The following is a 17,872-nucleotide window of genomic DNA, read 5'->3' on the forward strand; positions in this document are numbered from 1 at the left end:
CGCGCGGACCAGATCCCGGGCTGATTCCTGAGACGGTGTCGGGATAGCGACCGGCACGATGTCGCCGTTACGGGCCAGCCGGGCCAGCAACAACGCATCCCGCCGGTCGGTCTTGACCCGATCCCCCACCGGCCGCAACACCTTCGACGGCGCCGCGACCTGACAGGCATGACGCGCCGTCAGCAGCGCCCGCGCCAACCCGAACCCCGTCGGCCCCGCCTCATACGTCACCAACACCGGACCATGTTCTGCCGCAACAGATTCCACGAAACCCACGACATCGACCACCGGCGCAGAGACCGTCCGCTCAATCACCTCCCCCGTGACCGTGTCGATCGCCGCCGCTCTGACCGATCTCGCGTGCACATCCAAGCCGATACTCGTACGCTCTATGAACACCGGGGCCTCCTATGCATGTCGGCACCGCCAGCCCATCTGGCAGGTGATCCACGATTCTCTGCATACGCGAGGCCCCGGCCTCAACCCTCAACCGAAACCCCGCCCGCCCCCATAGGGTCTAGCAGAGGTTCCTCGGGAGCGGCAAGTAGGCTCGCGGCCGTGCGTGCTCTCCACCCCGACCATGAACGGGTCGTCACGGCGTTGACGACCCCGGATCTCGCCGCCGTCGTCGATCTCGTCGTCTGGGTCGCGCCGGACCCGGACGGCACCCCCGTTGCGTATGCCGCCAACCACCTCGGGCGGGTGCGGCTGGAGCCGGGCGGACGGCATACCGTCCTCGCCGGACGCGACCCCATCGTCAGCGAGGACCCGCTCGCCTTCTTGCCGTATGCCGCGGAGCTGGCCCACCCGTCGCCTCCGGTCTCCACGCACAATGCGTATCCGCTTGCGGCGGAACGGCTCTTGAGTTTCTTCGCCGATCCGGACCGCAGCCCCGACATCGCGATCGTGCACACGCCCGGCCACTACTTCCCCGACGAAGGCGGGCACGTGGGCGAGCACGGTTCCCTCGATGTCATCCAGTCGCGAGCGCCGCTGATCGTCAGCGGCGCACGGGTCGAAGCCCGCGGCCTCGTCGACGAATGGGCGCGCCTGATCGATGTCGGACCGACGCTGGCCTATCTCGCGGGCGTGCCCGAGTCCGACCTGCGCGACGCCAAGGGCGACCCGCTCGACGGGCACGTGTTGCGCCGGTATCTGAACGAGGGGCCGATCGGTCCCGTCGTCGGCATCCTCTGGGACGGCGGCCACTGCGGCGACCTGCTGCACCTCGCCGAGTCCGGCGACCTGCCCGGCGTCGCCCGGCTCATCGCCCGCGGCACGGCCCTGCGTGGCGGGGCGATCGCGCAGTTCCCCAGCATCACGCTGACCAACCACACCTCGATCCTCACCGGCGTCGGCCCGGGCCGGCACGGCGTGCTGGGCAACGTCTACTTCGACCGGGCGACGGGCGAGCGGGTCGTCCCCAACGACGAGACCACCTGGCACCGCAGCAGCGAATGGCTTCACGACTCGGTCCGTACCGTCTTCGAGATGGTCGCCGACCACATCCCCGTCCCGGACGTGGCGGCCGATGCCGACGACGCTGCTCTCGCGGCGGCGCGCTTCCTGCGACCGCGCACCGCGAGCGTCGACGAGGCGATCGACCGCGGCGCCGACTATTCGACGATGCAGATCATCCGCGCAAGCGGCAGCAGCCGCGGAGCGGGCGGCCTCGGGGATCAGTTGCCCGATCCGCATACCTCACCGTTCGTCCACGAACCGGAGCACCTGGAGGACCGCTATTTCCGGTGGGGCGTGCAGGTCGACGATCTCGGGCTGCAGCAGATGCGCCAGCTCTTCGCCGGCCCCGACCACCTGCCCGCCCTGACCTGGTGGGCCAATGTCGTCACCGACGCCGGGCATCATGGTGGCGGTCCGCGTTCGTCGATGGCGCGAGATGCGTTGCGGCAGGCCGATGCTCGGCTCGTCGCCTTCCTCGACCACCTCGACGGGCTCGGCGTGACCGACCAGGTGACCTTCATCCTCACGGCCGATCACGGCTTCGAGGGGTCGGACCCGGCGATCACCGGGTCGTGGGCGCCGGCACTTGCGGCACTGGGCATACCGCTGCGCGACGAAGGACCCGGTCTGATCTACCTGGGCTGACCCCACCGGCAGCGCGAACTCATCGGCGCGGCAGCCGGGAGCCTTGGCGCGCAAGCCATTCCGTGAATCGCTCACCGCCGATCTCGGCGTCGTCCCGCGGCAGCACGACGCCGGCCGCGAAGGCCTTGAGGGTCGCGCCGAGCGGGGGCATCTCGAGCCGGCGGGGAGCCGACTTGCCGAGGTGGGCGGCGACGAGGTCGGTGATCTCGGCGGCCTCGAAGCGATCGGGGCCGGCCAACTCGCGGGCTCGGGTGAAGCCGTCCGGCCGAGACGAAACGGCGATCTCGGCGAGACGCCGGCCGACCCACGTGATGGCGACCGGCTGGATGGACAGCCCTCGCACGCCCACGGCGACCGGACCCAGCCGCATACCGGCCATGACCGCGGCGAGTGAGTGGAACTGCGTGGCGCGCACGACGGTCGCCGGGACTGGCGCGTCGGCGAGGACCTGCTCGGCCGCGAGCTTCGCGCGGTAGTAGGGGTAAGGGTTGCGGTCCACCCCGACGATGGAGATGTAGACGAGGTGAGGGGGAGCGGGGAGCCCGGCCGCGGTCTCGGCGAGGGTGCGGGTGCCCCCGAGCGTCACCGTCTTCCAATGCCACGGCCGCAGGCTGTCCGCCGTGTGCACGGCCGCGTCCGCGTCGCGCAGGCACTCGGCCAGGCCGGCGCCGGTGCGCAGGTCCACCCCCGTGCGCCGGCTCGCGATCACGGCCTCGTGCCCCCCGTCCTGCAGGGCGGAGACCACTGCGCGGCCGAGGTTGCCCAGCCCGCCGGTGACGACGACTCGCATGACGACGATGGTGCCAGAGTGCTGCGGATAGGGTCCAGGAGTGGACGAGTTGGTGGACGGGTGGCCCTTCTGGGCCGTCTACCTGCTGTTCTTCTGCGGGGCGATGGTGCGGGCGCACGTGACGTATGCCGCCGGCCGAGGTCTGCGCGCCGGTGCCACGCGCGCTGCCCACCCGACGGCGGCCGACACGTGGCTGGCGCGCCTGAGCCGGCACATCGACCGGCCCGGGGTGCAGCGCGCCGAACGTCTGATGTCGCGGTATGGCGCGCCCCTGGTGACCCTCTCCTTCCTCACCGTCGGGATCCAAACGGTGCTCAACGCCGCCGCGGGGGCCCTGCGGATGGACCTACGCCGCTATACGCCGGCCGCCGTGGTCGGTTCGCTGCTGTGGGCCGGGGTCTATACGACAGCGGGCTTCGCGGCCCTCGACGTCGTGCGGGGCACCTTGCCCTGGTGGTGGCTACTCATCGCCCTGGGGCTGGTGACCCTTGTGGTCTTGGTCACGAGGCTGGTTCGCGGACGCGTTGAATCGCAAACTGCGACAACGGATGACACCCATCTCGGGGATGACGATGCGTCGGCCCCGTGAGCCGGGGTGGTCACCTGGTGAACGGCGCATCCCGAGTCCTGGACGGCACCTAAGCTGGCCATGCACAGCGTCGTGCCGTCCCGGCCCTCCCGACGGGCCACCCTGGGTCCGCCCGGGCATACGCACACCCACCGAAGGACAAAGATCGTGACCAAGCCGGTCGTGCTCATCGCCGAGGAACTCTCACCCGCCACCATCGACGCGCTCGGTCCCGACTTCGAGGTGCGCAACTGTGATGGCGCCAATCGCTCCGAGTTGCTGGCGGCTCTGCCGGAGGCCGAAGCCGTCCTCATCCGGTCGGCCACGAAGATGGACGCCGAGGCCATTGCCGCCGCCAAGAGCCTGAAGGTCATCGCCCGCGCCGGCGTCGGCCTCGACAATGTCGACGTCCCGGCCGCGACCAAGGCCGGTGTCATGGTCGTCAACGCGCCCACGTCGAATATCACCAGCGCCGCCGAACTGGCCGTCGGCCTCATGCTCGCCGCCGCCCGCAATATCGCCCCCGCCAACCAGGCGCTGAAGGGCGGGGCGTGGAAGCGCAGCATGTATGGCGGTGTCGAACTGCTCGACAAGAAGGTCGGCATCGTCGGGTTCGGCCGCATCGGCCAGCTCGTCGCCGAGCGGCTCAAGGGCTTCGGTATGGAGATCCTCGCCTACGACCCGTACGTCTCGGCGCAGAAGGCCGGCGCCCTGGGCGCGCGCCTGGTCACGCTGGATGAGTTGCTGGCCGAGTCGGACTTCATCTCGATCCACCTGCCCAAGACGGCCGAGACCCTCGGGCTCATCGGCACCGAGGCGCTGGCCAAGGCCAAGCCGGGCGTCATCATCGTCAACGCGGCCCGCGGCGGCATCATCGACGAGGCCGCGCTGGCCGACGCCATCGCGTCCGGGCACATCGGCGGGGCCGGGCTCGACGTCTTCGCCGCGGAACCCACGACCGAGTCGCCGCTCTTCGACCACGAGAAGGTCGTCGTCACCCCGCACCTCGGCGCCTCGACGGAGGAGGCGCAGGAGAAGGCCGGAATCTCGGTCGCCAAGTCGGTGCGCCTGGCACTGGCCGGCGACATCGTCCCCGATGCGGTCAACGTGGCGGGTGGCGTCATCGCCGAGGAGGTCCGCCCGGGTATCGACCTCGTGGAGAAGCTCGGCCGGATCTTCACCGCCGTCGCCGGGTCGGTGCCGGTGCAGCTCGACATCGACGTGCGCGGCGAGATCACCGAGTTCGACGTCTCCATCTGGAAGCTCTCGGCGCTCAAGGGCCTGTTCACCGACATCACCAACGAGCCGGTCACCTATGTCAACGCACCGCTGATGGCCCAGGAGCGCGGCTGCGAGGCGCGCCTGATCACCCACCCGGTGGCGGAGGAGTTCCGCAATGTCACGACCCTGCGCGGCACCCTGGCCGACGGCTCGATCGTCGAGGTCGCCGGCACGCTGACCGGCCCGAAGATGGTGCAGAAGATCATCGGGGTCAACGGCTTCGACCTGGAAGTCCCGATCAGCACGCACATGGCGTTCCTGTCGTATGTCGACCGGCCCGGCGTCATCGGCGCCTTCGGTCGCCTGCTCGGGGACGCCGGCGTGAACATCGCCGGTATGCAGCTCTCCCGCAAGGAAGAAGGCGGCGCGGCTCTTGTCGTCCTCACCCTCGACTCGGCGATCCCGGCCCCCGTGCTGAGCGCCATCGCCGCCGAGGTCGACGCCACCCTCGCGGAAGTCGTGACGCTCGACTGACGGTCGCCCGCGCCAGATGGCGAGATAGCCGTATCACCTGCCGAGAACCCGCCCTAGGGTTGCGACATGTCCGACACCGCCATGTCGCCCGGTTCCCGCACCATCGACCTCGCCGTCATCGGCGGGGACGGCATCGGACCGGAGGTGGTGGCAGAGGGCCTGAAGGTGCTTGAGGCTGTCGGCGCGAGCGAGGGGCTGACCTTCGCGCGCACCGAATACGACCTCGGTGCCAAGCGCTGGCACGCGACGGGGGAGACGCTGCCGGACTCGGTCGTCGAAGAGCTGCGCGGGCAGGACGCGATCCTGCTCGGCGCGATCGGCGACCCGACCGTGCCGAGCGGGGTGCTGGAGCGCGGCGTGCTGTTGCCGCTGCGCTTCGCGCTGGACCACTACGTCAACCTGCGGCCGGCCAAGCTCTTCCCCGGCGTCGCCAGCCCGCTCGACGTCTCGGCGGTCGCCCCCAACGGCATCGACTTCGTCGTCGTGCGCGAGGGCACCGAGGGGCCGTATGTCGGCAATGGCGGCACCGTCCGCGAGGGCACGCCCCACGAGATCGCGACCGAGGTCAGCGTCAACACCCGCTTCGGCGTCGAGCGGGTCGTGCGCGACGCCTTCGCCCGGGCGCAGGCGCGGCCGCGCAAGCACCTGACCCTGGTGCACAAGCACAACGTCCTCGTCAACGCCGGGCACCTGTGGCGGCGCACCGTCGAAGAGGTGGGCGCGGAGTTCCCGGACGTCGAGACGGCATACCAGCACGTCGACGCGGCGACGATTTTCATGGCCACCGACCCGGGCCGCTTCGACGTCATCGTCACCGACAACCTCTTCGGGGACATCATCACCGACATCGCCGCGGCGATCGCGGGGGGCATCGGGCTGGCCGCCAGCGGAAATATCAATCCGACCGGCGCCGCACCGAGCATGTTCGAGCCGGTGCACGGGTCGGCTCCCGATATCGCCGGCCAGGCCAAGGCCGACCCGACCGCGACCGTCCTGTCCGTCGCCATGCTGCTCGAGCACCTCGGGTATGCCGACGCCGCCGCCAGGGTGGACGCCGCGGTGGCCGCCGATCTCGCCGAACGTGGCACCGCCGCCCGCTCGACCACCGAGGTCGGCGACGCCATCGCCGCCCGACTCTGACCCGGCGGACAAGCACCCGGCCAGACAAGCACCGGCCCAGACAAGCACCGGCCCAGACAAGCACCGGGCCAGACAGGCACCGGGTTGACTATCGGTGTCGGTGATGATCACAACCACGACCGATGGCCGTCGACGTCCGTGGCGGCGGCAGGTGCGGCGACCAAGTACGGTTGGTGAAGGCCCTGTCGACCGAAGGGATGCCTGCGATGACCGCGCTCTCGTTCACCCACACGCCCAACGCCAACCCGGCCAGCGACGCCGACCGGGCGGCGATCCTGGCCGACCCGGGGTTCGGCAAGCACTTCACCGACCACATGGTCACGGCCACGTGGACCACGGACGCGGGCTGGCACGACGGGGCGGTCACGGCATACGGGCCCATCTCCCTCATGCCGTCGGCGGCCGTGCTGCACTATGCACAGGAGATCTTCGAGGGGCTCAAGGCCTACCGACACGAGGACGGATCGGTGTGGGGCTTCCGGCCGTACGCGAACGCGCAGCGGATGGCGCGCAGCGCGACGCGACTGGCGCTGCCGCCGCTGCCGGAGGAGGATTTCCTCGCCTCGCTGCGGGCGATCGTCGAGGCCGACAAGGCGTGGGTGCCCGGGCCGGGCGAGTCGGGGGAGAAGAGCCTCTATTTGCGGCCGTTCATGTTCGCCAGCGAGGCCTTCCTCGGCGTGCGGCCGGCGGCCGAGGTGACCTACAGCGTGATCGCCTCGCCGGCGGGCGCCTATTTCGCCGGCGGCCTGAAGCCGGTGACGCTGTGGATCAGCGAGCACTACGCCCGCGCCGGTGCCGGCGGCACGGGCGCGGCGAAGTGCGGCGGCAACTACGCGTCCTCGCTCGCCGGGCAGCTGGAGGGCGCCGAGCACGGGTGCGATCAGGCGGTCTTCCTGGACTCCTCGACGCACACCTATATCGAAGAGCTCGGCGGGATGAACCTCTTCTTCGTCACCAAGGACAACCGGCTCGTGACGCCCGAGCTGACCGGGACGATTCTCGAAGGCGTCACGCGCAGTTCGATCCTCGGCCTGTCGAAGGAACTCGGGCTCGACCCGGAGGAGCGGCGCATCGAGATCGAGGAGTGGAAGGACGGGGTGCGGTCCGGCGACATCGTCGAGATCTTCGCGTGCGGCACCGCGGCCGTCGTCACACCGGTAGGCGAGCTGCGCTGGGAGGGCGGCCAGGCGCCGTCGACGGCCGGCGAGGCCGGTGGCGAGGTCACCAATGCGATCCGCTCGCGGTTGCTCGACGTGCAGTATGGCCGGGTCGAGGACACCCACGGCTGGCTCACCCAGCTCGCCTGATCGGGTCGCTGCTGCCTGGTATGCCGTCTGTCCCGCCGGTTCTCAGGCCGCCCGTGGCCGGGCGGCCCCGCGTGATCGCCACCGATCTCGACGGAACACTGTTGCGCTCGGACGGCAGCGTCTCGGCCCGCACCGCGGCGGCGCTCGCGGCGGTCGCCGAGGCCGGCATCCTCACGGTGCTCGTCACGGCGCGGCCACCGCGGTGGTTGCACGACCTGAGTCACGTGGTGGGCGCGCACGGCATCGCGATCTGTGGCAACGGGGCCTTCGTCTATGACGTGGTTTCGCGTGCGGTGGTGGAGGTGCACACATTCGCGCCGGCAGCGGTCGCCGAGGTCGTGGCCGATCTGCGAGAGCGATTGCCACATATCACTTTTGCCGCTGAGACCGCGGTCGGCTGCTTCGTCGAGGAGAGCTGGCCGAACCCGCACGAGGAGGATACCGACGCGCGCACGATGATCCCGCTTATCGAGTCGCTCGTCGCCAGCCAGGACGCCGGGCACCGGATCGGCAAACTGCTGGCGCTCGCGCCCGGTGACCCGACGGACGCCTTCCTCGCCGCCGTGGCCGAGGTGGCCGGCGAGGCCGCTGTGCTGGCGTATTCGGGGGCCTTCGGGCTCGCCGAGCTCAACCCGCCCGGGGTGACCAAGGCCGCCGGCCTGGAGCGGTGGTGCGCCGAGCGTGGGGTCCCGGCCGCAGACGTGTGGGCGTTCGGGGATATGCCCAACGACCTGCCGATGCTCACCTGGGCCGGCCGGTCCTTCGCCATGGGCAATGCGCACCCCGACGTGCTCGCCGCCACGACCGATCGGTGTCGCACCAATGACGAGGACGGCGTCGCGACTGTCTTGGAAGAACTCGTGGAAATAGGCTGCTAGGTCGAAATAGGCTCTTAGAGAAACCAACTCGATAGCACCGCGGGTGCCCGACGCGTGCGGCGCCTAGAATCGCAGGGACACATGCCTTGGGCACCAATCGGATCAGGACCAGCCATGCCTACGTCAGCCGCCGCCCGCGCACTCCCCGTTCGCCGTGTGGGGACAACCCTCGGCTCGCTCGTCACCGATCTGGCGTGCGTCGGGGTCTTCGCACTGATCGGCAGAGCCGCGCACGACGAGGGCCTGAGTCTCGGCGGCTGGTTCGAAACGGCGTGGCCCTTCCTGGCCGGGCTCGGGGTCGGTTGGCTCGGGGTGCTGCTCATGCGCGACCGGCCGGCACCGTGGCTGGTGCGGCCGGGAGTTGTCATCTGGCTGGCCACCGTGATCGTCGGGATGCTGCTGCGCGTGGTCATCGACGCCGGCACGGCAACCTCGTTCATCGTCGTGGCCCTGGTCTTCAACGGCCTGCTGCTCGTCGGGTGGCGCGTCTTCATCCAGCTCGGCCAGTTCTTCTCGCGGTGGGCCGACCGGATGGGCACCGAGCGGGCCCGCCGGGACCGCGCGGCCCAGCGCAGGGCAGCGGTGCGCGGTCGGCGGGTGACACACCGGCATGCGGACAGCCCTTGGCAATCGCGTGAGGAATGTGCTTGAGTGACGGCGTGACCTTCGCGAGCATCATTATCGAATAGCGCAACGAGACCTCCTCGTTGCGCCGACCTCCCTGCCCGGGAGGTTTTTTCTTGCCCGCGAACGCCGCACCGACCGACGACCACGACCAAGGACCGACATGAACGAGCTGCACGTCTACGACACCACTCTGCGCGACGGCGCGCAGCAGGAGGGCTTGAACCTCTCGGTGACAGACAAGCTCGCGATTGCCGCCCACCTCGACGAGTTGGGGGTCGGTTTCATCGAAGGCGGGTGGCCGGGGGCGAACCCCAAGGACACCGAGTTCTTCCGGCGAGCTCAAACAGAGCTGCAGCTGAAGAACGCCACGCTTGCGGCTTTCGGCGCGACCCGCCGGGCCGGTGGGCGGGCAGAGTCAGATCCGCTCGTGCGGGCGCTCCTGGACTCCGGAGCTCCCGTCGTCACCCTCGTGGCCAAGAGCCACGTGGGGCATGTCGAGCGGGCCCTGCGGACGACCCTCGAGGAGAACCTCGAGATGATCCGCGACACCGTCACCTTCCTCAGGGGTGAAGGACGACGGGTCTTCCTCGACGCCGAGCACTTCTTCGACGGCTATACGACGAATCGGTCGTATGCCGTGGAAGCCGTGCGTGCCGCTGCAGAGGCCGGCGCCGAGGTGATCGCGTTGTGCGACACCAATGGTGGGATGCTGCCGAACCAGGTCGCCGATGTCGTCGGCGATGTCGTCGGCGCGACCGGGGCACGGATCGGGATCCACTGCCACAACGACACCGGCTGCGCCGTGGCCAACTCGATGGCGGCGCTCGATGCCGGGGCGACGCACGTGCAGGGCACGATCAACGGGTATGGCGAGCGGACCGGCAACGCCAATCTCGTCACCATCGTCGCCAACCTCCAGATCAAGCAGGGGCGCGAGTTGGTGGAGCCGCACCGGCTCGCGGAGGCGACGCGAATCTCGCACGCCATCAGTGAGATCACGAATGTCGCGCCCTATGGGCGGCAGCCCTATACGGGGTCGTCGGCGTTCGCGCACAAGGCCGGCCTGCACGCCAGCGCCATCAAGGTCGACCCCGATCTCTATCAGCACACCGACCCGAAGTCGGTCGGCAACGACATGCGAATGCTGGTCTCCGACATGGCCGGTCGCGCGTCCATCGAGCTCAAGAGCCGCGAACTCGGCCTCGCCCTCGACGGCGCCGACGAGCAGGACGCGGCCAAGCTGGCCCAGGTGCTCGCGACCGTCAAGGACAAGGAGATGCTCGGCTATACCTTCGACGCGGCGGACGCGAGCTTCGAACTGTTGCTGCGCCGTGAACTCAACGGCGGCCTGCCCGATTTCTTCGATGTCGAGTCCTGGCGCGTCATCACCGACAGCCGCGGCGACGACGACGCCCTGTCCGAAGCGACCGTCAAGGTGAGCGCCGGCGGCGAGCGGGTCGTCAAGACGGGCGAGGGCAATGGCCCCGTCAATGCATTGGATCAGGCTCTGCGGGAAGCCCTTTCGACGGCATACCCGGAGATCTCCCACCTCGAGCTCGTCGACTACAAGGTGCGCATCCTCGACACCGAGCACGGCACCGACGCCATCACCCGCGTCCTCATCGAGACCTCCGACGGATCGACGACCTGGTCGACGATCGGCGTCGCGGCCAACATCCTCGAAGCGAGTTGGGACGCCCTGCTGGAGTCGGTGACCTACGGCCTGATCCGCGCCGGGGTGGAGCCCCGGCGCGGCTAGGTGGAGCCACTCACTCGCCCTTGCCGTTGACGAGCTGGCGGAGGCTATGCCGGATCTCGACCAGATCTGCGGCGTCCGTCATCACCTGGTCGATGTCCTTGCAGGCGGCGGGAATCTCGTCGATGAAGGCCGAGCTGTCGCGGAACTCGATGCCCGCCATCGACTCGCGCACCTGCTCGAGGGTGTCGGTCCGGCGGGCCGAGCTGCGTGAGTGCACCCGGCCGGCACCATGGGGCGCCGAATCCAAGGCGAGCCGATTGCCCAGTCCGGCAACGACATACGACGCAGTGCCGATCGACCCGGGGATGAGCCCCGGCTCACCTGATCGTCGTGTTGCGAGCGCCTCCCGACAGCGGGATGGCGCGCTCGATCAACTCGCGGACGGCGCGCCGGTCGGGCGGCAGGTCGTCCTCGGTGAATTGCGTTCGCACGGCGATCATTCCGCAGCCGATGTCGACCCCGATCGCCGCCGGGATGATCGCGCCGAGCGTCGGGATGACCGACCCGACCGTCGCGCTCTTGCCCAGGTGGGCGTCCGGCATCAGGGCGACGTGCGGGAAGACGAACGGCATGGCCGCTGTGGTCTCGGCCTGTGCCCGGGTCTGGCCGTCGAGGATGCTCGCCCAGTTCATCAGGCGCGCGGTGATCTGCTCCATCGGATTGTCTTTCGTGTCCTTCCACTCCCGCCGGGTCGGCTGAGCCCACCCACGATAGGGCAGTTCACCGGGCGGGCGTCGCGCCTTTTTCGGGCACGCTATCGCGCGCGTGGGAACGCAAGGATCGACCGAAGTCGTAGGCCGCGGGAGCGCGCGTCGACCTTCGACCGATGTGCGATGTCGCCTGTGTCGGCTGGACTCTGGGTATGACAGTGACGACGGCAGGGGAGGGCGGTGTGGCGGAGAAGCAGGGTCAGGTGTGGCGCCTCCAGGTCGGACCGCGGGTGCACGAGGTGATCTCGCGCGAGGCCACCGTCACCAAACGCGAGGTCCTCTGGCTGGTCGACGGCGAACTGGTCGCGACCAAGACGACGAGCGAGGAGAAGGTCGTTCTCACGCCCGAGGAGGAGGAGGGTGCACACCTCGGGGCGATCCGCGTGATTCACACGGCGTTCAACGCACCTCGCCGGGCCATCTGGTTCGAAGGACAGGGCGCCTCCGCCCAGGCCCTGACCGGGCTGGGCGGTGTGGACATGGAGCCGGAGGCCGGGTCCCCGGTGGCCGTGCGTGAGGAGAGAATGGCCCGTCGGCCGGGGCTGTATGCCGCCCGGCACGTCGCGGGCGGGGTCATGAAGGTCGTCGGGCCGGTCATCGTCGCGTGGCTGATCGCCCGCTCCGCCGGGCTGTTGCCGGGCCTTGACCTTAACCTGCCGCGGATTCCGTTGCCGGACATCGACCTTCCTGACTTCCCCTGGCCGGACATCAACCTGCCGAGCATCCCGTGGCCGGACTGGAACGCCCCGGGCTGGCTGGTCTGGATCGTCGGGCATGCGAAATACGTCGTGCCCATTCTGATCGGTATCGCCGTGGCGCGCAGCGAGATTCGCCGTCGGCAGACGACTGCTCAGCGCCGTGAAAAGCTGCGCTCCCGAGACCTGGACCAGGAGTCGAAAGAGCGCGACACGCCGTAATGGCACGCGCTTTACGGCGTGTCGTGCACTTTCGACGTGGCTTCAGCGACGTCGTCGAGGACGGCGAGCAGCCGCAGCCGTAGGGCGTTGGAGCGTTCGGCGAAGGCGCGCTGGCGGGCGGCATACTCCGCCTTGCCCTCGGGGGTCTCGATGCGCAGCGGGGGATAGCCGAGATCGGCGAGGTCGTAGGGGGAGGCCTGCATGTCGAGGGTGCGCAGATCGCGGGCCAGGTCGAAGGCGTCCAGCAGGATGTCGCCGGGTGTCAGTGGCGTGAGCTTGTGCGCCCACTTGTAGAGATCCATGCCGGCGTGCAGGCAACCGGGCTGCTCGTTGGCGACCTGCGTGTCCCGCGTGGGCTGGATCGTGTTGCGCGCCAAGGCATCCTGGGTGAAGAACCTGAAGGCGTCGAAGTGGCTGCACCGGATGGTGTGAGCTTCCACGACAGTGTCGGTGTCCTTGGGAGACAATCGCAGTGGGTATGCCGCGTGCCGGATCTGTTCCGGCGCAAGGCGATAGACCATCGCCCACTCGTGCAACCCGAAGCAGCCCGTGAAGCCCGGCCGGGAAGCGGTGGCGCGCAACAGTTGCCGGGTGAAGTCGATGGTGCCCCCGCGGCGGGCGACGAAGGCGGGGACGTCGAGACGGACGCTGCCGTCGTCATCGCTGACATAGCCAGGCCAGTGCGCGCGCGGGGTGTCGGCCGCGTCGGCCAGCGTGACGCCGGGCCCGGGGTGCCAGCGGCGCAGCTTGCCGGGGGTGAAGTTGTAGTACTCGAAGAGGAAGTCCTCGACGGGGTGCTTGGCGCCGCTCGCCCGGCGCGCGAGGTGACCGGCCGTCGCGGCGTCGGCCCGGGCCGCGTGGGCAGCCTCGTGGGCGATCCACTCCCCCCGGGGCATCGGGGTCCGGCTCATCCGCACCGGGTCACCCTAACCAGGTGAGGGCGAGCGGCATGCGGCCCTAGGGTGGAGGCCATGCGGATCGTGCGATTCACGGACGGGCAGGACCCGGCATACGGCGTCCTCGAGGAAGACGGGCAGGTCGTCGCCGAGATCGTCGGCGACCCGCTCTACCAGGGGGTGCAGTTCACGGGCAACCGGGTCGCGCTGAACCAGGTGCGGCTACTGGCGCCGGTCATACCGCGCAGCAAGATCATCGGCATCGGGCGCAACTACGCCGACCACGCCAAGGAGCTGGGCAACGAGGTCCCCACCTCCCCGATGGCCTTCTTCATCCCCAACACCGCCGTCGTCGGCCCGGACGACCCGGTCGTCATCCCCGATTTCGCCAAAGAGATCCACTACGAGGGCGAACTGGCCGTCGTCATCGGCCGCATCGCCAAGGATGTGCCGAGGGAGCGCTGGCAGGAGGTCGTCTTCGGCTACACGTGCGCCAATGACGTCTCGGCGCGCGACCTGCAGCGCGGCGACGGGCAGTGGGCGCGGGCCAAGGGCATGGACACCTTCTGCCCGCTCGGCCCGGCGATCGAGACCAGCCTCGACCCCTCCGACCTGCGCGTGATCACCCGCCGCGATGGCGAGGTCGTCCAGGACGGCACGACGGCCGACCTGATCTTCGACATCCCGACGCTCATCGAGTTCCTCAGCGCGGCATTCACCCTGCTGCCGGGCGATGTCATCCTCACCGGCACCCCCGCCGGCGTCGGGCCGGTCGATCACGGCCAGCGGGTCGAGGTGGAGATCGAGGGCATCGGCACCTTGGCCAACCCCTTCGTGCGCCGCTGACAACGGAAAGCACGGGCGTCCGGAGGCCGAGCCGATCAGTCTCGCGCCGGCAGCAGCCGAACGTCATATGCGGTCAGCTGCGCGTCCGCAGTGACGAGGACCAGATCCTCGGCGACGGCCTGGGCGATGAGCATCCGATCGAAGGGATCGCGGTGATGCCAAGGCAGCGCCGCTGCTCGCGCCCCGTGCTCGAGGGAGATGGTGAGCGCTTCGAACCCCTCCTCGGCGAGGATGCCGAGCAGGTCGCCGGGCAGGTCGAGCCTGCCGAGGGCTGCCTTGATCCCGAGTTCCCACGGCGTGACCGCGGAGATGAAGACGGACTCGGCCTCGGTGATCGCGGTCCGGGTGGTCGGCCCCAGGTCGCGAGAATCACCGAGCCACCAGACCAGGACGTGGCTGTCGAGGAGGAGCCGGCTCACGACTGGGCCGATGCCTCGAAATCGGCGAGTACCTCCGGATCGCTGTCGACGAGGTCGCCGCTGTAGCGGATCCGGCCGGCCCAGCGACCCGGCGACCGGTGAGGTCGTGGGTCGGACCAGGGCACGATGCGGGCCACCGGTCGGCCGCCGCGCGCAACGATCACCTCGGCACCGCCCTCGGCCTCGCGGATCAGCTCCGAGAGCCGGGACTTCGCCTGATGGGTGTTCACGACGATCCTGGTCATGGTCCTAGCTTAGCTAAGTCCCTTCTTGGGTGCGAGGATGTGGGTGCGAGGATGCGGCATAGCCGGACGCTGCGTACGCAGCGGCATCCATAGCGCGGCATACATAGCGGCGGCATACATAGAATCGAGGACACTATGAGCACCAAAGACCTCGGTCCGGTGCGGCTGCGCGTCGCCCCCTCTCCCACGGGGGACCCGCACGTCGGCACCTCCTATATGTCCCTGTTCAACCTCGCCTTCGCGCGCCAGCAGGGCGGCCAGTTCATCCTGCGGATCGAGGACACCGACCGCGCCCGCTTCCGCCACGACAGCGAGAAGCAGGTCTTCGACACCCTGCACTGGCTGGGGCTGACCTGGGACGAAGGCCCCGACATCGGCGGACCGGTCGGGCCCTACCGGCAGTCCGAGCGCCTCGCGACATACCAGCCGTATGTCGAGAAGCTGCTCAGGGAGGGCAAGGCCTACCACTGCTGGTGCTCGCCCGAGCGGCTGCAGCAGATGCGTGAGGAGCAGCAGAAGAACAAGCAGCCCACCGGATACGACCGGCTCTGCTACGGCAAGACCGAGGCGCAGCGGCGCGAACTGCCCGGTTTCAGCGAGACGCCCGTGGTGCGGATGCTCATCCCCGACGACGTGCCGCTGGAGTTCGACGACCTGATCCGGGGGAAGGTCAGCGCGCCCCGGCCCGACGACCAGGTGATCCTCAAGGCCGACGGGTTCCCGACCTACCACCTCGCGGTCGTCGTGGACGACCACGAGATGAAGGTGACGCACGTCGTCCGCGGCGAGGAGTGGATCTCCTCCACGCCCAAGCATCTGCTGCTCTATCGCTGGCTCGGGCTGGAGACCCCGAAGTTCGCGCACATGCCGCTGCTGCGCAACGAGGACAAGTCCAAGATCTCCAAGCGCAAGAACCCCGCGGCGCGGCTGACGTGGTTCGTCGAGCAGGGCTACCTGCCTGAGGCGCTCGTGAATTTCCTTGCGCTGCTTGCCTATCCGCCGGCTCAGGACGCCGAGGGTAATGACGTCGAGAAGTTCACGTTCGCGGAGTTCTCGCGGGACTTCGCGTGGGAGAAGGTCAACCCGGTGGGGCCGATCTTCGACCTCAAGAAGCTCGAGTGGCTCAACGGTGTCTACATCCGCGACCTCGAGCTGGGCGACTTCACCTCGCGCCTGTTGCCCTATCTCGAGCGCGAGGGCGTCTTGTCCGGCAATCCCGGCCTGGGGGAGCTCGGCCGGCTGCAGGACGTGGCCGCGCTGATCCAGACGCGCATCTCCCTGCTCAAGGACGCCGTCCCTCTCGTGCGGCCGTTCTTCGTCGGCGACGACATGCTCGAGATCGCCGAGGACGCCCGCGCCGGACTGGGCGAGGACGCCAAAGACGTGCTCGACAAGGCCATCGACGTGCTCGGCGACATCGACGACCATCTCGTCTCGCTCGTCGCCCCCAGCGCCTGGAATGCCGAGAACATCGAGGCCAAGCTGCGTGAGGCGATCGTCGACGGGTTGGGCAAGAAGGCGCGCGTCGCCTTCGGGCCGATCCGCGTCGCCGTCTCGGGCGCGAAGATCTCGCCGCCGCTGTTCGAGTCGATGGCGATCCTCGGCAAGACCTCGACCCTGGCCCGCCTGGTCGCCCTGCGCGACTCGCTCTGATCCCGCAGGATGCCGCGCGGACCTCTGCCCGCCTGGGCGCGGGTGCGTGCGGTGCTGCTCGACGTCGACGACACGCTGATCGATACCCGGGCGGCGATGCACCAGGCGGGCACGGTCGCGAGCGGGGTGGTCTGGCCGGCCGCCGATCGGTCGCGAATCGCGTTGGCGGGCGAGCGTTTCCGCTCTGATCCCGACGGCTTCTTCGGCGCTTACACCCGCGGGGAGTCGACCTTCGCCGCGATGCGGCGCGCCCGGATCGGCGCCCTGGCGACCTGGCTGGGGCAAGAGCTCGGCGAGGGCCATGCGGGGGCGTGGCTCGCGGCATACGAACCGGCCTTCGAGGCGGCCCTGAGGGCGCACACCGACGCCGAGGTGGCGTTGACGCGGCTCGCGGCGCACGGCATACCCGTGGGGTTCCTCACCAACTCCGGCGCCGACTACACCGCACGCAAGCTCGCACTCACCGGCCTCGGCGGGCTCGTCGACGTGATCTGCACCCGCGACACTCTCGGCTTCGGCAAGCCGGACCCGCGGGCGTTCCACGAGGCCTGCCGGCGGCTGGGCACCGCGCCCGCCGAGACGCTGTATGTCGGTGACGAACTGCTCTCCGACGCGCTCGGCGCCGCCGACGCGGGTATGCCGGCCGGCTGGCTCGTGCGCGACGGCGCACCCGACCCGGGCGAGGCGGACGTGGTGGCGGGGCGCGGCATACCGGTGCTGGCGAACCTGATCCAGGTCGCCGACGGGCTCGGTTGCCCATGATCCGGCGATTTTGGAGCGCGCGCGGATGCCGGTAGTATTGCCCCTCGGTTCACCGCTCGCGCGTGCCTCGGCATGAAGGGGCGGGGATACCCCTTGGGGTATGGTGTAATTGGCAACACTAGTGATTCTGGTTCACTCATTCTAGGTTCGAGTCCTGGTACCCCAGCGCAGTTCGGCGCCTCGCGCTGATTGGGAGATTGCCTATCCACCCGGGTATGGTTGCTCCGCTGTAGCACGGCCCCGTTGTGTAGCGGTCTAGCACGCCGCCCTCTCAAGGCGGTAGCGCGGGTTCGAACCCCGTCGGGGCTACGCGAGAGAAAGGCCCCCTGTCCTCACGACAGGGGGCCTTTCTGCGCCTCCGGCGCTCTCGCGGAGGGGGCGTATGGCGTATTCGGGGGCTCAGTGCGCGGCGGCCCTGGCCGCGGCGGCCTCCTGGGCGGCGGCGTGCCGGGCGAGGACCTCGGTGAGCTTGTTGGCGCCGGCGATGACGGTGG

Annotated in this window: 17 protein-coding genes, 2 tRNA genes and 1 pseudogene; 14 read left to right on the top strand and 6 right to left on the bottom strand. The window is 69.5% G+C overall.

Annotated features, from left to right (window positions below; all coding sequences use genetic code 11):
* On the bottom strand, positions 1–399 hold a 399-nt coding region (locus BN11_RS01355; RefSeq protein WP_048693490.1), incomplete at its 3' end, for an IS110 family transposase.
* Positions 400–558: 159 nt separating this feature from the next.
* Between BN11_RS01355 and BN11_RS01360 the strand changes: the two genes are divergently transcribed.
* Entirely contained in the window at positions 559–2,106 is a 1,548-nt protein-coding gene (locus tag BN11_RS01360; protein ID WP_048693493.1) for an alkaline phosphatase family protein, read from the top strand.
* Positions 2,107–2,125: 19 nt separating this feature from the next.
* Here BN11_RS01360 and BN11_RS01365 read toward each other — a convergent pair whose 3' ends face one another.
* On the bottom strand, positions 2,126–2,896 hold the full coding sequence (locus tag BN11_RS01365; protein ID WP_048693494.1) for an SDR family oxidoreductase: 771 nt from the start codon (positions 2,894–2,896) through the stop codon (positions 2,126–2,128).
* A 40-nt stretch (positions 2,897–2,936) separates the two neighbouring features.
* On the opposite strand from BN11_RS01365, the gene BN11_RS21530 reads away from it, so the two are divergent.
* The 7 genes from BN11_RS21530 to cimA all read left to right on the top strand — a co-directional run bounded on the left by BN11_RS21530 (position 2,937) and on the right by cimA (position 10,930).
* Positions 2,937–3,485, top strand: coding sequence for a DedA family protein (locus BN11_RS21530; RefSeq protein WP_235435319.1), 549 nt, complete (start codon positions 2,937–2,939; stop codon positions 3,483–3,485).
* A gap of 147 nt (positions 3,486–3,632) precedes the next feature.
* Complete coding sequence (serA, locus tag BN11_RS01375; protein WP_048693497.1) at positions 3,633–5,219, top strand: phosphoglycerate dehydrogenase; 1,587 nt, start codon at positions 3,633–3,635, stop codon at positions 5,217–5,219.
* Between the two features lie 66 nt (positions 5,220–5,285).
* Positions 5,286–6,359: a 3-isopropylmalate dehydrogenase gene (locus BN11_RS01380; protein WP_048693498.1), complete on the top strand. Its 1,074-nt coding sequence runs from the start codon at positions 5,286–5,288 to the stop codon at positions 6,357–6,359.
* 206 nt (positions 6,360–6,565) lie between these two features.
* Positions 6,566–7,666: a branched-chain amino acid aminotransferase gene (locus BN11_RS01385; RefSeq protein ID WP_048700574.1), complete on the top strand. Its 1,101-nt coding sequence runs from the start codon at positions 6,566–6,568 to the stop codon at positions 7,664–7,666.
* A gap of 71 nt (positions 7,667–7,737) precedes the next feature.
* The gene (locus BN11_RS01390; RefSeq protein ID WP_235435320.1) at positions 7,738–8,544 is read left to right on the top strand and encodes an HAD family hydrolase; all 807 of its coding nucleotides are present in this window, start codon (positions 7,738–7,740) and stop codon (positions 8,542–8,544) included.
* 156 nt (positions 8,545–8,700) lie between these two features.
* Complete coding sequence (locus tag BN11_RS01395) at positions 8,701–9,195, top strand: DUF3054 domain-containing protein (protein ID WP_235435321.1); 495 nt, start codon at positions 8,701–8,703, stop codon at positions 9,193–9,195.
* Positions 9,196–9,331: 136 nt separating this feature from the next.
* Positions 9,332–10,930 (top strand): citramalate synthase, encoded by a 1,599-nt coding sequence (cimA, locus tag BN11_RS01400; protein WP_048693504.1) that lies wholly within the window; start codon positions 9,332–9,334, stop codon positions 10,928–10,930.
* A gap of 10 nt (positions 10,931–10,940) precedes the next feature.
* On the opposite strand, the pseudogene BN11_RS21535 reads toward cimA, so the two are convergent.
* Positions 10,941–11,586 (bottom strand): annotated as a pseudogene (locus BN11_RS21535) (RtcB family protein).
* Positions 11,587–11,792: 206 nt separating this feature from the next.
* Here BN11_RS21535 and BN11_RS01415 point away from each other — a divergent pair.
* Entirely contained in the window at positions 11,793–12,557 is a 765-nt protein-coding gene (locus BN11_RS01415; protein ID WP_157043921.1) for a hypothetical protein, read from the top strand.
* 11 nt (positions 12,558–12,568) lie between these two features.
* Here the strand turns inward: BN11_RS01415 and BN11_RS01420 are convergent, their stop codons facing one another.
* Positions 12,569–13,468: a hypothetical protein gene (locus BN11_RS01420; RefSeq protein WP_048693514.1), complete on the bottom strand. Its 900-nt coding sequence runs from the start codon at positions 13,466–13,468 to the stop codon at positions 12,569–12,571.
* 60 nt (positions 13,469–13,528) lie between these two features.
* Between BN11_RS01420 and BN11_RS01425 the strand changes: the two genes are divergently transcribed.
* Entirely contained in the window at positions 13,529–14,299 is a 771-nt protein-coding gene (locus BN11_RS01425; RefSeq protein WP_048693517.1) for a fumarylacetoacetate hydrolase family protein, read from the top strand.
* A gap of 35 nt (positions 14,300–14,334) precedes the next feature.
* Here the strand turns inward: BN11_RS01425 and BN11_RS01430 are convergent, their stop codons facing one another.
* Together BN11_RS01430 and BN11_RS01435 are read right to left on the bottom strand one after the other, a co-directional pair.
* Entirely contained in the window at positions 14,335–14,718 is a 384-nt protein-coding gene (locus BN11_RS01430; protein WP_048693521.1) for a type II toxin-antitoxin system VapC family toxin, read from the bottom strand.
* Positions 14,715–14,963 carry a type II toxin-antitoxin system Phd/YefM family antitoxin gene (locus BN11_RS01435; protein WP_048693524.1) on the bottom strand — a complete coding sequence of 83 codons (249 nt, stop codon included), beginning with the start codon at positions 14,961–14,963 and terminating at the stop codon, positions 14,715–14,717. Before BN11_RS01435 ends, BN11_RS01430 begins: the two co-directional genes overlap by 4 nt.
* Positions 14,964–15,098: 135 nt before the next feature.
* Here BN11_RS01435 and gltX point away from each other — a divergent pair, with 135 nt between their 5' ends.
* The 4 genes from gltX (at position 15,099) to BN11_RS01455 (ending at position 17,687) form a co-directional block, all read left to right on the top strand.
* Positions 15,099–16,616: a glutamate--tRNA ligase gene (gltX, locus tag BN11_RS01440; protein WP_083433444.1), complete on the top strand. Its 1,518-nt coding sequence runs from the start codon at positions 15,099–15,101 to the stop codon at positions 16,614–16,616.
* 9 nt (positions 16,617–16,625) lie between these two features.
* The gene (locus BN11_RS01445; RefSeq protein WP_083433445.1) at positions 16,626–17,378 is read left to right on the top strand and encodes an HAD family hydrolase; all 753 of its coding nucleotides are present in this window, start codon (positions 16,626–16,628) and stop codon (positions 17,376–17,378) included.
* Positions 17,379–17,472: 94 nt separating this feature from the next.
* Positions 17,473–17,544, top strand: a tRNA-Gln gene (locus tag BN11_RS01450).
* 70 nt (positions 17,545–17,614) lie between these two features.
* Positions 17,615–17,687: transfer RNA gene (locus BN11_RS01455), tRNA-Glu, on the top strand.
* Positions 17,688–17,872 lie beyond the last annotated feature (185 nt).

The organism is Nostocoides australiense Ben110, assembly GCF_001050535.1.
Taxonomy (GTDB): Bacteria; Actinomycetota; Actinomycetes; order Actinomycetales; family Dermatophilaceae; genus Nostocoides_A; species Nostocoides_A australiense.